Source organism: Streptosporangium sp. NPDC049046 (assembly GCF_040649155.1).
Classification (GTDB): Bacteria; Actinomycetota; Actinomycetes; order Streptosporangiales; family Streptosporangiaceae; genus Streptosporangium.
The window spans coordinates 12,169-27,773 of record NZ_JBEZEZ010000040.1 but is presented as its reverse complement, the minus strand read 5'-3'; the positions used below and the strand labels follow the sequence as shown (position 1 = coordinate 27,773).

The following is a 15,605-nucleotide window of genomic DNA, read 5'->3' as shown; positions in this document are numbered from 1 at the left end:
CCTCCGGCGACGGTCAGACCTCGACGTTCTTGGGGTCTCCGTGACAGCGCTTGTACTTCTTGCCGGAGCCGCAGGGGCACGGGGCGTTGCGCTCCACGTTGCCGTACGCGTCGCGCTGTGCCTTGGTGCTGACCCGGGTGTGCTCCACCTCGCCGCTCTCGCCGGGAGCCGTGTACTCCAGCTCGGCGGGACGCTGCGGGCCGCGCAGGCCACGGGCGATGATCGAGCGGGTCTCCGCGAGCGCGGCGTCCTCGGAGTGGTCGTGCTCCTCGACGATCGGGTTGCTCTGGACCTCGACCTCAAGGTTGAACAGGTAGCCGACCGACTCCTCCTTGATGCCCTCAAGCATCTGGGAGAACATCTCGAAGCCCTCACGCTGATACTCGATCAGCGGGTCGCGCTGGGCCATCGCCCGCAGGCCGATGCCCTCCTGGAGATAGTCCATCTCGTAGAGGTGCTCGCGCCACTTGCGGTCGAGGACCGACAGGATGACGCGGCGCTCCAGCACCCGCATCGCCTCCGGGTCCATGGCCTGGGCGTTGATCTCCTCTTCGCGACGGTCGTAGGCGGCCATCGCGTCGGCCTTGATCCGCTCGTCGAGGAACTGGGCGGTCAGCTCCTCGCGTCCCCCGGCCTCCTCGATGAGCTGCTCGGCGGTGATGCTGATGGGGTACAGCTGGCCGAGGGCCTTCCACAGCTTGTCGAGGTCCCACTCCTCGGCGAAGCCCTCGGCGGTGGCGCCCGCGATGTACTCGTCGATCACGTCGTTGACGAAGCCGCGGATCTGCTCGTGCAGGTCCGCGCCCTCCAGCACCCGGTGACGCTCGGCGTAGATCACCTTGCGCTGCCGGTTCATGACCTCGTCGTACTTCAGAACGTTCTTACGGATCTCGAAGTTCTGCTGCTCGACCTGGTGCTGGGCGGAGGCGATGGCCTTGGAGACGATGCCGGACTCGATCGGGACGTCGTCGGGGATGTTGAGACGCGTCATGATCATCTCGACCCTCGCCGAGTTGAACAGGCGCATGAGGTCGTCTTCGAGCGAGAGGTAGAAACGCGACTCGCCCGGGTCGCCCTGACGGCCGGAACGGCCGCGGAGCTGGTTGTCGATGCGCCGCGACTCGTGCCGCTCGGTGCCCAGGACGTAGAGGCCGCCGAGCTCGGTGACCTCGTCGTGCTCGGCCTGCACGGCCGCCTTGGCCTTCTCCAGCGCCTCGCCCCAGGCCTTGTCGTACTCCTCCGGGGTCTCGACCGGGTCGAGACCCCGGCTGCGCAGCTCCAGGTCGGCGCGGAAGTCGGGGTTGCCGCCGAGCATGATGTCGGTGCCTCGACCGGCCATGTTGGTCGCCACGGTGACGGCGTGCTTGCGGCCCGCCTCGGCGATGATGGCCGCCTCACGGGCGTGGTTCTTGGCGTTGAGGACCTCGTGCTTGACGCCCTTGCGCTTGAGCTCCTTGGCGAGGCGCTCGGACTTGGCGACGCTCGTGGTGCCGACCAGCACCGGCTGGCCCCGCTCGTAGCGCTCCTTGATGTCCTCGACGCTCGCCAGGAACTTGGCGTCCTCGGTCTTGTAGACCACGTCGGCCTGGTCCTTGCGGATCATCGGCCGGTTCGTCGGGATCGGGACGACGCCGAGCTTGTAGGTCTGGTGGAACTCGTTGGCCTCGGTCGCCGCGGTGCCGGTCATGCCGGAGAGGGTCTCGTAGAGGCGGAAGTAGTTCTGCAGCGTGATCGTGGCGAGAGTCTGGTTCTCGTCCTTGATCTTGACGCCTTCCTTCGCCTCGATGGCCTGGTGCATGCCCTCGTTGTAGCGGCGTCCGTGCAGGACTCGACCGGTGAACTCGTCGACGATCAGGACCTCGCCGTCGACGACGATGTAGTCCTTGTCCTTCTTGTAGAGCTCCTTGGCCTTCAACGCGTTGTTGAGGAAGCCGACCAGGTGGGTGTGCTCGGGCTTGTAGAGGTTTTCGATGCCGAGCCAGTCTTCGACCTTCTCCACGCCGGACTCGAAGATGCCGACCGTGCGCTTCTTCTCGTCGACGGCGTAGTCGCCGGTGTTCTCCTCGCCGTCCTTGCCCTCGGTGCCCCTGCGGAGCCGGGGGACGATCTTGGCGAACTCGGCGTACCACTTGCCGGACTGCTCGCCGGGGCCGGAGATGATCAGCGGCGTCCTGGCCTCGTCGATGAGGATGGAGTCGACCTCGTCGACGACGGCGAAGTGGTGGCCGCGCTGGACGCACTCCTCGAGCGACCACGCCATGTTGTCGCGCAGGTAGTCGAAGCCGAACTCGTTGTTCGTGCCGTACGTGATGTCGGCGTTGTACTGCTTGCGACGCTCGTCGGCCGGCATGTTGGCCAGGATCACGCCGACTTCGAGGCCGAGGAAGCGGTGGATACGGCCCATCTCGTCGCCGTCACGCTTGGCCAGGTAGTCGTTGACCGTGATGACGTGGACGCCCTTGCCCGAGATGGCGTTGAGGTAGGTGGGCAGCGTACAGGTGAGGGTCTTGCCCTCACCGGTGCGCATCTCCGAGATGTTGCCCATGTGCAGGTTGGCCCCGCCCATGATCTGCACGTCGAAGTGACGCTTGCCCAGAACCCGCCTGGACGCCTCACGAACGGTGGCGAACGCCTCGGGAAGCAGGTCGTCAAGGGATTCACCCTCGGCGTAACGCTGCTTGTAGTCGTCGGTGAGCGCGCGCAATTCGGCGTCGGTCAAGCTCGTGAAGTCGTCTTCGATGGAGTTGACCTGGTCGGCGATCCGCTTGAGCTTACGCAGAAGCTTGCCTTCGCCGGCGCGAAGAATTCTATCGAGAAAGGCTGGCACTTTAGGTAAAGCTCCTCGCAGGTCTTCCGCGGCCGGACCGGCCCGGCTGAGGACGAGACATGGTTCTCCGCTGCCATCGTAGGCGGTTCCGCCACCAGACACAGCCACCCTCAAAGACGCTCTTGTGGCCCTGGGAGTTCCTTGCCCGCTTCTTTGAGAGAGTACGACCAGCTTCATAGGGTATGTCGCTCTTTGCCGCGTCCGCGAGGGATTCGCGCGGGCGCGTCGCCATGCCTGGTCACTGCCTGGGAGGAGGAGTCGTGATGGCGGAGGACACACGTCCGGCAGGTGGCGGGACCCACGAGGGTCAGGGGGGCGACGGCGGTCCCGCGCTCCACAAGGGCTCGGGGGGCCACGGGGGAAGGGCGTCGTCCTGGCTCGCGGTGACCGTGATCCTGCTGGGCTTCACCGTCGCGGGGGTCGCTCTCTGTCTGGGCCCCAACTGGTTCGTCTTCTGGATGGGTGCGGCGGTCTGCGCCATGGGCGGCGTTCTCATTTTGGTCTTCCGCGTCTTCCAGGACATCGTCGTCGAGGCTCCTCGCAGGATGAGCGGAACCGGCCGGAGCGTCCTGGACTGACCGCCCGGCGCGGCGGGGTTCGCCCCGGTTCATCCCCGGACGCGGCGGGCGCGCGCTCATCCCCGCCCGCCCCGGGGTTCACCCCGCCCGCTCCGGACGCGCCCCCTGACACCGGCGTGGCCGCGTTGTCGGTGTCAGGCGCTAGCCTCGGCCCACGACGTGTTGTCTCCCCCTGGGGCGGTCATGCAGCTCTCCCTTTCCTCCGACGAGGCCCGCCGCGTCATCCTGCGCGCCCAGGGGTTCCTGGGCGCCGAGTCCCGGCGAGGCGGCGCCCCCGCGACCCTGCGCCGTCTGGGCGCCGTCCAGCTCGACACGATCTCCGTGCTGGCCCGCTCCCACGAGCTGGTCGCGTACGCCCGCCTCGGCGCCGTCGGCAGGCAGGAGGTCGAGCGGGCCTACTGGGACGAGCCCGCGCGGGCCTTCGAATACTGGTGCCACGCCGCCTGCATCCTGCCGATCGGCGACTGGGCGCTGTACGCCTTCAGACGGAGATACTTCCGTGCGAGGAAGTTCCGCTGGCACGAGGTCCCCGACAGCGTCGACAAGGTGCTGAACCTGGTCCGTGAGAGCGGCTCGGTCACCACCGCCGACATCGGCGGCGCCAAGAAGGGCGGACCGTGGTGGGACTGGTCGGACTCCAAGATCGCCATTGAGTGGCTGCTCGACACCGGCGAGGTCGTCTGCACGCGCAGGGTGGGCTGGCGCCGCGTCTACGACCTGGCGGAGCGCGCGGTCCCCGCGGACCTGCTGGCCGAGGAGTTGTCCGACGCCGAGTGCGTCACCCGCCTCGCCGGGATGGCCGGGGCCGCGCTCGGCGTGGCCACCCGTGCCGACCTCGTCGACTTCCTGCGGCTGAAGGCCCCGGAGGCACGGCTGCTCGACGCGTGCCTGCTCGACGGCTCCACCGGGCTGGTCCCCGTCCGCGTCGCCGGGTGGCCCGAGCGGTCCGCCGACGCCTGGGCCGACCCGGCCGCGCTGGAGACCGAGCCCAGGGGCCGTCACCGCACGACCCCGCTCTCCCCGTTCGACTCCCTGGTCTGGGATCGCGCCCGCACCGCCCGCGTGTTCGGCTTCAACCACCGCCTTGAGGCGTACGTGCCCAAGGAGAAGCGCGTCCACGGTTACTTCACGATGCCGGTCCTCGCCGGGGGCCGGCTGATCGGGCGGATCGACCCGGCCCGGGAGGGGTCCACGCTGGTGGCCCGTCAGGTGAGCCTCGAAGGCGATGTCACACCGGCCAGGGGCGCCGCCTCGCTGGCCGGAGCGCTCTGGGAGGCCGCGAGCTGGGTCGGCTGCGAGGCCGTCCGGGTCGAGCGCGTCGATCCTCTCCTGGCCGGCCCCCTGCAGGACGCCCTGAAGGACGGCGCCCAGGGCTGAGCGCGGTGACCTCGCGGCCCGGCCCGCGAACGTGACGCCCGGGGCCGGGCGCGGTGACCGCCGGGCGGTCACCGCACCGGGCACGCGTCAGGTGATCTCAAGCATCCGCTCGCGGACCGCGTAGACCACCGCCTCCATCCTGGAGTGGAGCTGAAGCTTGTCCAGGATGTTTCTGACGTGGTTCTTCACGGTGTTCTCCGAGATGAACAGCTGCTTGGCGATCTCGCGGTTGTTCATGCCCTTCGCGACGAGACGGAGCACCTCCATCTCCCGGTCGGTCAGGCGCGGAACGGGGAGTTGCGGGGGGCGCTCGGCCTCCTTACGGCTCATGTTGGCGAACTCGCTGATGAGTTTGGCGGCCATCGCCGGATTGATCAGCGACTGTCCCTCGTGGACGCCGCGGACGGCCTCCGGGACCTCGTCGAGTTGGACGTTCTTCAGCAGATAGCCGGTGGCACCCGCCTTGATCGCCTCGAAGAGATCCTCCTCCTCGTCACTCACCGTCAACATGATGATCCGTGTGCTCGGCACCGAGGCCTTGATCTCACGAGTGGCCTCGATACCGCTCCTCCGTGGCATCCGGACGTCCATGAGCATGACATCCGGGGTGAGGCGGTCGGCGAGTTCGACCGCCTCCTGCCCGTCGCTCGCCTCGCCGACAACCTCGATGTCCGTCTCCGCGGCCAGCGCCATCTCCAGACTGCGGCGGATCAACGCGTGATCGTCAACGATCAGCACGCGGATCGGTTCGCCGTGTCCGGACGGGCCGGTTGCGTCGTCGGGTTCCGTCACGCCTCCTCCTCGGGGGGCCAGAGCCGGTGGACCGCCATGATTACACGGGTTTCATGGTCCTCGGTTGGTCGGAGAGGATCTTCGAACGCGTTCTTCAGGGCTCAACGAGCCGCAGCACGCCGTAGTTGTACCCCTGTCGGAGGTATACGACGCTTGGCTGCCCGCTCTCCTTGTCACGGAAGAGGTAGAAATCGTGTCCCACGAGTTCCATCTCAAGAAGGGCCTGATCGACGGTCATCGGATCGGCCTCGTGGAACTTCTCCCTGACCATCAGCGGACCGTCCCCGTCCATCTGGATCGGGATGATGCTCTTGTCCTCCGTGACGTCGGCGTCGGCCTCGCTCTTGGACGCGGCCGGCGACTGCTCGGTGAACAGATGAGCCGGGGCGGTGTCGAAGGATTCGGCGAGCGCGGTGGCCGTCAGTTCGGCGACCGAGGGCGGGCAGTGGTTGCCGTGATGGATCTTCCTGCGGTCGGCGAGCCGCCGCAGCCGTCCTTCGAGCTTGCCGAGTGCGATGTCAAGGGCGGCGAATCGGTCGTCGGCCGAAGCCTCCGCCCGGATCGCGGGACCACGTGAATGAATGGTGAGCTCGACGCGCTCTCGCTGGTCGACGATACGCGGATTACTTTCCTTGGACACCTCCACGTCAACGCGGATGAGCTTGTGGTCCAAACGCTCGATCCTGGCCAGCTTGGTATTCACCTGGTCTCGGAATCGGTCACTCACTCCGGTGTGCCGACCCTTGACGATGATCTCCATGCACAGCCCCCCTTCGAACCTCGACGGTGGTATTGCGACACCCGCTCGGCCGACCTGGTCTTCGTCCCCACATCCGCCTGCTGAGGGTTTCGCAGCTCTTTGCCACTACATGCCCTTCTCTTCTGGCAAGGAACATCTGGCTCCCTGGGAAGGCAGGACTTACCTCTAAGCCGCACCGTGATCGATCGACGAGAAGTCGTCTTACGTGGACCGTTTCGCCTGCGGCTGGCATCGGCTAGCCGGGCCGGCCTCCTCGCGGAGGTCGGTCCGGTGCAACCACGGACCCGAGCGGGTGCCATGGCTCAGACGCTATCCGCATCCCGGCCGAATGTCAGCCTGACCGTGGGCCAAAGGATCACTTTGCGTAATCCAGGACCGGGCGACCGGCTCCGGGGCTCCCGCTCCTGGAAGGCGACGGCGGGAGCGGCGAGGGCTTCTCACGTTCTTGAGCAGCCATGAGGGCATCGTCGAGACGGTCAGGACAGTGAGGTGTGGCGTCGAGGTGACCCCACAATCGGGTCACCACCTCACCCTGCGTCACGATCCGTCGCGATCACCGGTTTTCGATCTCCGGCGTGTCGCGGCGACCGTGGCGGCGAGGGAGGGCGTGAGCCCCGCCTCGCGCATCGCCCTCGCCGCCTCCGCGAGCGTCGCACCGGTGGTGACGACGTCGTCGACCAGCACAATCGCCTCCGTACCGCCCCAGGAGCGCGGCACAGGCTCGTTGCGGCCGATCGTGACCGTAAAGGCGGAGGAGAGATTGGCGGCCCGCTGGAGGGAACTCAGCCCCGCCTGGTCGGCGACGCGGCGGCGCTGGGCGAGCACCCGTGCCACGCTCGCGGGCCAGCCAGCCTCGCGGAGGTAACCGGCCGCCAGCGTCGCGAGCCGGGTCACCGGGTCGTGCCCGCGGCGCCTCAGGGCCGGGCGGGCGCTGGGCACCGGCACCAGCAGCACCGGCCGCTCGCCGGCCGCCGTCGCCACCGCGAGGGCGAGGGCCCCGGCCAGCGGAGGGGCGAGGGCCGTGCGACCGCGCTCCTTGTAGGCGATGATCGCTCGCCGCACGGCGGGGGTGTATTCGGCCGCCGACCAGCACTCGGGCAGGCCTGGCGGAACGGGGTCCGGCATCCGGAGGGCGGGTGCCCCGTGCAGCTCCTTCGCGCAACGGGGGCAGACGAGGGCGCCCAGCGCGTCGCATCCGGCGCAGCGGGGCGGCAGGATCAGGTCGAGCATGGCGGTCGTCACGGATCCAAGGTTGCATACGGCACCGACAAAAAAGCCCAGCCCAGGGTACCGGAGGGGGGTTCGGTCCCCCGCCGGAGGCGATGGAAGGAGTCGCTCGACTCAGCTCAGGGGGAAGGCCGGGAAGGCGGGACCGTCCTCCGTGAAGTCCGTGGTCCCGGTCTCGTTCTTGACCAGCGACTCCCACCTGGTGGAGTTCCAGAACAGGACCTGCCGGGCCCCCTGCTCGTCCCTGGCTCCGGCGAGCAGGGTGCCGTCCAGGGCGGTGATGCTCTCGATCCGGGAGTCGAAGGGCAGCGACTTGGGCTCGGCGGAGACCGAGGCCTCGAGCAGTTCCGACTTGCCGGTGAGCGCGTACAGGGTCTTGCCGTCCTTCCAGGCGATGTCCTTGATCGTCCGGTTGCCGTCGGCGTTGACCACGGTCTGGAGGTTGGTGACGCGGGTGTTCTCCCGCTCTCCGATGACGGTGCCGACCTGGACCTGCTCGCCCAGCCCGTCCTTGACGATCACGGCGACGTGCACGCCGTCCCGCGCGACCTTGAGCGACTTGACGTACAACGTCTCCAGGTCCGGGGCCGACACCCGGTACCGGTGTTTGTTGTCGCCGTCGTGCCGGGTGATGACCGAGGCGTGGTCGTTGGGCCGGTCGACCGTCCAGAGCGTGTGATAGCGGTCCCAGGCGGGCGGGGCGAGGGAGACCCCCGTGCTCCAGTCGCGCCACTCACCGCCCGCGGCGAGCGGCGCGACGGAGACGCTCCTGCCGTCTCCCGAGAGCACCGCCACCTGCTGTACGGGCTGGCCACTGATCGCGGGGTGGGTCCCCACCCCCTTCTGACCGGCCCTTCCGGGCACGGGCCGCCCGACGTTCTCCTTGTCCAGCAGCCGCAGCGCGCCACCCGCGAGATAGAACGGGTAGACGGCGTCGGGGGTCGTCCAGGGGTCGAAGTTCGAATGCTCCTGAGCGTCGATCTGGAGGGACGCGTCGGGATAGTACGACTCGCCGTTCACGGTGACCTCGAAGCCCCAGCCGCCCTTGGTGAGCGCGGCGAGCGTCGCGGCGAGCTGGGCCGACATCGGGTCGATCAGGTCGGAGTCCACCCGCCTGGTGAGGTCGACGACGACCCGGTTGTTCTCGATGGTGACGTCGATGAGCTCGGTGCCGGTGAAGGCGGTGCGCACCGCGTCCTTGAGGGAACTGCTCGGCCCCCTGATCAGCCGCTCGACCGTCGTCTTGGCGAAGTTGGCGGCCGGGTCGATCGGCACCCGCACCTGGTCGACGACCAGGCCCTTCCACTGGGAGTCGAGGAAGTACAGGTCGACGGGCAGGTAGCCGCGGGCGACGTCGGCCTCGGACAACAGGAGCCCGTCGGGGGCCGCGCTGATGCGCCACTCGCCGTTCGCGTCCTTGGCGAGGGTGAACGCCTGGTTCAGCGTGCCGCCGCTCGGGCGATATCGGCCGTCCTGGTCGATGATCGCGGTTTTGCTGCCCTTGAGCGTCACCTGGGCTTGCTTGTCCTCGTCGCGGAGGGGCGCGAACTTCTCGTACGTGCCCTGCCGGTAGACCGTGACGCCGCTGCGCGGGTTCCACTTGGTGGCGAAGTCGCCGGTGAGGTATTCGCGGGCGACCTGGAAGGCGGGGTCGTCGAGGCTCGCCATCGCCGCGCGGAAGCCGGTGACGACATCCTCCGGCGACCAGCCGACCTTCGGCGGCATCGCGATGACCCGGGCGTACGGGTCGCCCAGCGGGTTGCCCTTGCGCTCGTTGTCGACGGCGACGACGGACTTGCCTCCGGTGGGGATGACCGAACAGGCGCTCACCGCGTAGACGAGGGCGATCGCGAGGATCACCGTCCCCGCGTTCCGCGCGCCTCCCCTCAGCGCCGCGTACCGCCCCCCGCGGACACCGGTCCGCGCGGCGCCACCGACCGGCTCGGGCCGTCGCCGCGCCCTTCCGCCGACGGCCCGCGTCGCGCTCCCCACAGGCTCCGGCCGGCGTCGCGCGCCTCCCGTCCTGCCCGTCCTAGTCCGCATCGCGCCCCCCGTCGGCCGCCGCCGGCGACAGCACCGGCGTCATGTGCCCTCGCCAGGTGCGCCGCATCTCCACCTCCGGGGGTACGAGCGGCAACGGCGAGCCCCGCAGCACCGCCCCCGCCACCCTGGGCAGCGAGAGCCGGAACTGCGAGCCCTCCCCGTGCGAGCCCCACGCCTGCAGCCAGCCGCCGTGCAGGATGGCGTCCTCGCGGGAGATGGCGAGCCCCAGGCCCGTACCGCCGATCGTGCGCGCCCGGGACGGGTCCGCCCGCCAGAAACGGTCGAAGACCAGGTTCTCCTCGCCGGCTCTCAGTCCCACCCCGTGGTCGCGTACGGCCACCGCCACCGCGTCCCTGTCGGCGGCGACCGAGACGACGATGTCGCGGCCCTCTCCGTGCTCGATCGCGTTGAACAGCAGGTTGCGCAGGATGCGCTCGACCCTGCGGCTGTCCATCTCCGCCATGCACGGCTCGCCGGGAAGGCGCAGGTCGAAGCGGGTGGAGTGGCGCTCGGCCAGCGCCTCGGAGTCGGCGACGGCGCGCAGCACCACGTCCCTGACGTCCACGGAGTCGACGTCGAGGTCGGCCGCGCCCGCGTCGTAGCGGCTGATCTCCAAAAGGTCGGCGAGCATCGCCTCGAACCGGTTGAGCTGGTTCTGCATCAGCTCCGCCGACCTGGCGGCCATCGGATCGAAGTCCTCGCGGGCGTCGAAGAGCAGGTCGGCGGCCATCCGCACGGTGGTGAGCGGGGTGCGCAGCTCGTGCGAGACGTCCGAGACGAACTGGCGCTGGACCTGGGAGAGCTCCTCCAGCTGGTGGATCTTCAGCGCCAGGTTGGCGGCCATCTCGTTGAAGGAGGCGGCCAGCCGGGCGAGGTCGTCCTCGCCGCGCACCTTCAGCCGCTCGTCCAGGCGCCCGGCGGCCAGCCGCTCGGCGGCCTGCCTGGCCAGCCGCACCGGCGTGACGACCTGGCGGGTGACCAGGGAGGAGATCACGGCCAGCAGCAGCACGAGGCCGGCGCCGACAAGGATGATCATCTGCTGCACCGAGGCGAGGGTCTGCTCCTCCTTGTCCAGCGGGATGAGGTGGTAGATCTCGTACGACGAGTCGAGGCGGGTGCCGATGATCATGCCGGGCACGGGCTGCTCCGGCTGTCCCTTGTAGTACAGCGGGGTGTACCAGGTGCTGTCCTCGCCGGCCTCCTTCTTGAACAGCTCCTCACGCTGCCTGGGCGGGATGCTGACGGGGTCGATGTCCGTGGTTCCGTAGAACGCCCCCGGCAGCGTCTCGTTACGGATGATCACCGAGTAGCGGCTGGCCGAGCCCGCGCGCCGCGCGAGCGCCTCCGTGGCCTGGCTGAGCGGGCTGCTTCCCGGCGGCTGCAGCGCCTGGCCCGGCTCCGCGGCCTGCTTGGCGGCCTCGGCCGCCGGCTGGCTGAGATAGCCGAGCACCGCGTTCCTGTCGGCCTGCGCCTCGCTCTTGGCCGCGCTCTCCCTGGTCTCCAGGGTGGTCCTGATGATCTGCTGCATCAGGAAGACGCCGAGCACGGCGACGACCACGATGGAGATGACCATCGTGCTGGTGACCACGCGCAGCTGGAGCGAGCGCCAGAAGACGCGTCGCGCCCGGCCGGCGACGCGCCGGACACGACGCCGGACACCCCGCAGCAGCTGGCGCGGGGTGCGACGGCGTTTTTTCGGTGCGGGAGGCATCTCGGGGGTCCGGGGAAGAGGTCGGCTAGGCCGGTCCGGCCTTGTACCCGACCCCGCGGACCGTCACGACGATCTCGGGGTGCTCGGGATCCTTCTCGATCTTCGCCCGGAGCCGCTGGACGTGTACGTTGACCAGACGGGTGTCGGCCGCGTGGCGGTAGCCCCAGACCTGTTCGAGCAGGACCTCGCGGGTGAAGACCTGGCGAGGCTTCCTGGCGAGGGCGACCAGCAGGTCGAACTCCAGCGGGGTGAGGTTGATGGTCTCCTCCTCCCGCTTCACCGAGTGCCCGGCGACGTCGATCGTGATGTCGCCGATCTGCAGGATCTCCGGCGTCGGCTCGTCGGTGCGGCGCAGCCGGGCGCGGACCCTGGCGACGAGCTCCTTGGGCTTGAAGGGCTTGACGATGTAGTCGTCGGCCCCCGACTCCAGCCCGAGCACCACGTCGATGGTGTCGCTCTTGGCGGTCAGCATGACGATCGGCACCCCGGACTCGGCCCTGATGCGGCGGCAGACGTCGATCCCGTCGGCCCCCGGCAGCATCAGGTCGAGCAGGACCAGGTCCGGCCGGGTGTCGCGGAACGCGTCGAGTGCCTTGTCGCCGTCGGAGACGAAGGAGGGTTCGAAGCCCTCTCCGCGCAGCACGATACCGAGCATCTCGGCGAGAGCCGCGTCGTCGTCGACGACCAGCACGCGTCCTTTCATGGCCCCTCATTCGGTTTACGCAGTTCGGGAGTTATCGTGATAAATCGGTCGATCATCGAAGATTACCCTCGTCCGCCTACTGGATGACACCGGCCAACGACGGGGCGTCCAACTGACGAATTTTAGGCGTACTCAACGTAAAACGCGCAGTTACGCCCCCCACGGCCGCCGCCGACCCGGTGACTGCGGGCACCGGGCGGTGATGACCACGTTCACAGTCTGCGGTAAACCACGGTGTCTCGGCCATCCCTCCGGCATCTCCACCCTTCCTTCAGGGGGACGAAACGTTCGTGTGATCACCCGATCACCACGGATGGTGTGTCCACATGCCAGGATTGGGATATGTCAGACGGTCACGGCTCCAGTCCCGGCGATCCCGGCACGCCCACGGGCTGGGCGTCCAACCAACCCCCGCCGTACGGCAACGCCCAGGGATCCCCGTGGACCGCCCCCGGCCCCGCGCCCGATCCTCCCGCGCCGCCGCAGGGGCCCCCTCAGGGACCCTGGCAGCCCCACGGCCAGGCACCATACGGGCAGCCGCCGCACCAGCAGCCGTACCAGCAGGGCCCCTACGGGCCGCCGCCGTACGGCGCGCACATGCCGCCTCCCGCGATGCGCCCCGGCATCATCCCGCTGCGGCCGCTCGGCGTGGGCGACATCCTCGACGGGGCGATCAAGCTGATGCGCTCCAACCCCAAGAGCGTCCTGGGCCTGTCGGCGATCGCCGCCGCGCTGGGCGCGATCCCCCTCGCGATCGGGCAGGTGATCGCGCTCGAATCCATCACCCCGCTCCTGGAGAACCCGAACGCGGCCCCCGACGAGGGGAGTTTCCTCTCCCAGTACGGCGGCAGCCTGCTCTCCTACGCGATCCAGTTCGTCGCCGTGACGCTGCTCACCGGCGTGATCACCCGCATCCTGGGCCGCGCGGTCTTCGGCGGCAAGATGACGGCCGGCGAGGCATGGACGCTGACCCGGAGCCGGGTGCCCACGCTGTTCGGGCTCGTCGTCGTCAACCTCGTGATCCTGCTCGTCCCGATGGCCATGATCATCGGTGTGTTCTTCGCGCTCGGCTCGGCGGGGGCCGGTGTCGGGGTGATCGCGATCGTGGGCGTGGTGGCGATATTGGCCTACGTGGCCTACGCCTTCTTCGTCAGCACCCGGCTGGTGCTCGCCCCCGCGGCCGCGGTGCTGGAGCGGCGCGGCGTCGTCGACTCGTTGCTCAGGTCCTGGCACCTCGTCTCCGGCGGCTTCTGGCGAACGCTCGGCATCGTGATCCTCACCCAGATCATCGCGTTCCTCGTCGGCCAGCTGCTCTCCTTCCCCTTCGTCCTGGGCGGGAGTTTCCTCGTCCTCCTCGGCGAGAGCTCGGACGGCGCGCGGATCGCCGCGGCGATCCTCATCGCGGTGGGCGTCACCCTCGGCTCGATGATCACCTATCCCCTCCAGGCAGGGGTGAACGGCCTGCTCTACGCCGACCGGCGGATGCGCTCCGAGGCGTTCGACCTGGTGCTCCAGACCGCGGCGATCGAGCAGCGGCGACAGGGCTGGGTCCACGCGTCGGCCGACGATCTGTGGGACCCCTCCATCACACCCGCGGGCCCCGCGCGGCACGAGCCCCCCGGCCAGGGAGCCCCGTGGCCCCATTCCTGACGTCCCCCGTCGACATCGGGCGCGAAGAGGCGCGGCGCCAGGCGATCCAGGAGCTGCTCAGATCCGAGTACGCCAAGGAGTCCCTGCTCGACCGCGTCTGGCGCAACATCAACCAGTTTCTCGGCGACCTGCTCGACCAGGAGTCCATGGGCACCGTCGGCAGCCTGGCGGCACGGGCGGCCCTGCTCGTGATCGTGATCGGGATCGTCGTCGCGCTGCTCCTGGTCGCCCGCAGGACCGCCGGGGGCGGCGGCACCCGCGAGGGCGGGATCTTCGGCGACCGCCGCCTCAGCGCCGCCGAGCACCGCGAGGCCGCCGAGCGGCTGGCGGCGGAGGCCCGATGGGCCGAGGCGGTCCGCGAACGGCTCCGTGCCGTCGCCCGTGATCTGGAGGACCGCGTGATCATCGACCACACCCCCGGTCGCACCGCCGACGAGCTCGCCGTGGAGGCGGGCCGAGCCCTGCCCGCGCTCGCCTCCGAACTCGCCGCGGCGGCGCGGGTGTTCGACGACGTGACCTACGGCGAGGTGCCCGGCACGCCCGAGGCGTACGGGATCATGCGCGACCTCGACGAGCACCTGCGCACGGCCCGCCCCGCGCCCGTCGTACGGGCGGACGCGCCATGAGCCTCGCCCCGCCGGGAAGGACGGGATCGGCCTCCGCCGAGGACGCTGGGAACCCTGGGAACCCAGGGAACTCAGGGAACGCTGGGAACCCAGGGAACGCGACGCGGGCCTCCGCGACGACCTCCACCTCGCCGACCGCGGGCGGCCTCTGGCGCGGCGGCAGGGGCATCCTGCTGGTGGCGCTCCTCGTGGTCGCCGTCGCCGTCGCCGGCGTGCTGCTCGGAGGCTCCGGCGGACCGGAAAGACCCCTCGACCCCGCCGACACCTCGCTCTCGGGAGGCAAGGGCCTGGCCCGGCTGCTGCAGGCGAACGGGGTGCGGGTCACCCGGGTCACCTCGGCCGAGGAGGCCGCGTCGCTGGCCGAGCAGGCGGGCCCCGAGGGCAGCACCCTTCTGGTGGGCCGGACCTTCCCGCTCGACGAGGACGAGGCGGAGCTGCTCGCCGCCGCCCCCTCGGACCTGCTGGTGGTGGGCGTACCCGAGCACCTGGACCTGCTCGCGCCCGGGGTGGCCCCGGTGGGTGAGGCGCGGGCGCGCTCCCGCGAGCCCCGGTGCGCGCTGCCGGCCGCGACGAGGGCGGGCAGCGCCTACAGCGGCGGCGTGACCCTCACCCTGCCCGCCGGGGCGATCGGCTGCTACCCGGCGGGCGGGAAGCCCACCCTGGTCTCCCACAGCGTGGGGGACCGGACGGTCACCGTCGCGGGCGACGCGCAGTTCATGACCAACCTGCGGCTCGCCGAGGACGGCAACGCCGCGCTGGCGACGAACCTCGCCGGCGGGCGGCCCACCCTGCTCTGGCTCACGCCTCCCGAGGCCACCCCCCAGGCGGGCGACCGCAGGGAGGGTTTCTACGACCTGGTCCCCCCAGGGGTCAAGTGGGCCGTGGTCCAGGTGTTCCTCGCGGTGCTGCTGCTCGCGCTCTGGCGGGGCCGCAGGCTCGGTCCCGTGGTGGCCGAGCGGCTGCCCGTCGTCGTGCGGGCGGCCGAGACCGTCGAGGGACGTGCCAGGCTCTACCGGGCACGGCGGGCCCGCGACCGGGCCGCCGCGGCCCTGCGCGCGGGCTTCACCGACCGGGTCACCCCCCGCCTCGGGCTGCCACCGGGGACCGGCCCCGACGCGCTGGTGAACGCGATCGCCGAGCGGACCGGCCAGGCGGCGTCGCACGTCGGCGCCGCCCTGTACGGACCTCCGCCGGTCGACGAGGCGGGGCTGGTAGCCCTTGCCGAATACATGGACATCTTGGAAAGGCAGGTCGGAAAGTCGTGACCACACCACCGGGGAACGACGGTCTCACCGAGGCGGCCTCCGTCGC

General features: G+C 69.9%; 12 protein-coding genes. 5 read left to right on the top strand and 7 right to left on the bottom strand.

Annotated features, from left to right (window positions below; genetic code table 11):
* Positions 1-13 precede the first annotated feature (13 nt).
* Positions 14-2,827 (bottom strand): preprotein translocase subunit SecA, encoded by a 2,814-nt coding sequence (gene secA / locus AB0B96_RS36450; protein ID WP_350946503.1) that lies wholly within the window; start codon positions 2,825-2,827, stop codon positions 14-16.
* Positions 2,828-3,090: 263 nt separating this feature from the next.
* Here secA and AB0B96_RS36445 point away from each other — a divergent pair, with 263 nt between their 5' ends.
* The gene (locus AB0B96_RS36445; protein ID WP_362906266.1) at positions 3,091-3,405 is read left to right on the top strand and encodes an HGxxPAAW family protein; all 315 of its coding nucleotides are present in this window, start codon (positions 3,091-3,093) and stop codon (positions 3,403-3,405) included.
* Positions 3,406-3,588: 183 nt separating this feature from the next.
* A complete protein-coding gene (locus AB0B96_RS36440; RefSeq protein WP_362906264.1) occupies positions 3,589-4,782 on the top strand; it encodes a crosslink repair DNA glycosylase YcaQ family protein in 1,194 nt (397 codons plus the stop codon).
* 87 nt (positions 4,783-4,869) lie between these two features.
* Here AB0B96_RS36440 and AB0B96_RS36435 read toward each other — a convergent pair whose 3' ends face one another.
* The 6 genes from AB0B96_RS36435 to mtrA form a co-directional block, all read right to left on the bottom strand.
* Positions 4,870-5,574 carry a response regulator transcription factor gene (locus AB0B96_RS36435; protein WP_350946500.1) on the bottom strand — a complete coding sequence of 235 codons (705 nt, stop codon included), beginning with the start codon at positions 5,572-5,574 and terminating at the stop codon, positions 4,870-4,872.
* A 94-nt stretch (positions 5,575-5,668) separates the two neighbouring features.
* A complete protein-coding gene (raiA, locus tag AB0B96_RS36430) occupies positions 5,669-6,334 on the bottom strand; it encodes a ribosome-associated translation inhibitor RaiA (RefSeq protein ID WP_350946499.1) in 666 nt (221 codons plus the stop codon).
* A gap of 537 nt (positions 6,335-6,871) precedes the next feature.
* Entirely contained in the window at positions 6,872-7,576 is a 705-nt protein-coding gene (locus AB0B96_RS36425) for a phosphoribosyltransferase family protein (RefSeq protein WP_362906261.1), read from the bottom strand.
* A gap of 99 nt (positions 7,577-7,675) precedes the next feature.
* Positions 7,676-9,553 (bottom strand): LpqB family beta-propeller domain-containing protein, encoded by a 1,878-nt coding sequence (locus AB0B96_RS36420; RefSeq protein WP_362906259.1) that lies wholly within the window; start codon positions 9,551-9,553, stop codon positions 7,676-7,678.
* A gap of 40 nt (positions 9,554-9,593) precedes the next feature.
* Positions 9,594-11,315, bottom strand: a complete 1,722-nt coding sequence (gene mtrB, locus AB0B96_RS36415) for an MtrAB system histidine kinase MtrB (protein ID WP_362906257.1) — start codon at positions 11,313-11,315, stop codon at positions 9,594-9,596.
* A gap of 25 nt (positions 11,316-11,340) precedes the next feature.
* The gene (gene mtrA / locus AB0B96_RS36410; RefSeq protein ID WP_030907316.1) at positions 11,341-12,018 is read right to left on the bottom strand and encodes an MtrAB system response regulator MtrA; all 678 of its coding nucleotides are present in this window, start codon (positions 12,016-12,018) and stop codon (positions 11,341-11,343) included.
* A gap of 342 nt (positions 12,019-12,360) precedes the next feature.
* Here mtrA and AB0B96_RS36405 point away from each other — a divergent pair, with 342 nt between their 5' ends.
* The 3 genes from AB0B96_RS36405 to AB0B96_RS36395 are packed head-to-tail and all read left to right on the top strand — an operon-like array spanning position 12,361 to position 15,559.
* Positions 12,361-13,668, top strand: coding sequence for a hypothetical protein (locus AB0B96_RS36405; RefSeq protein ID WP_362906255.1), 1,308 nt, complete (start codon positions 12,361-12,363; stop codon positions 13,666-13,668).
* Positions 13,653-14,294 (top strand): DUF4129 domain-containing protein, encoded by a 642-nt coding sequence (locus tag AB0B96_RS36400; RefSeq protein WP_350946494.1) that lies wholly within the window; start codon positions 13,653-13,655, stop codon positions 14,292-14,294. The genes AB0B96_RS36405 and AB0B96_RS36400 overlap by 16 nt, the downstream gene beginning before the upstream one ends.
* Entirely contained in the window at positions 14,291-15,559 is a 1,269-nt protein-coding gene (locus tag AB0B96_RS36395; RefSeq protein WP_362906253.1) for a DUF4350 domain-containing protein, read from the top strand. The genes AB0B96_RS36400 and AB0B96_RS36395 overlap by 4 nt, the downstream gene beginning before the upstream one ends.
* The last annotated feature ends 46 nt before the right edge of the window (positions 15,560-15,605 follow it).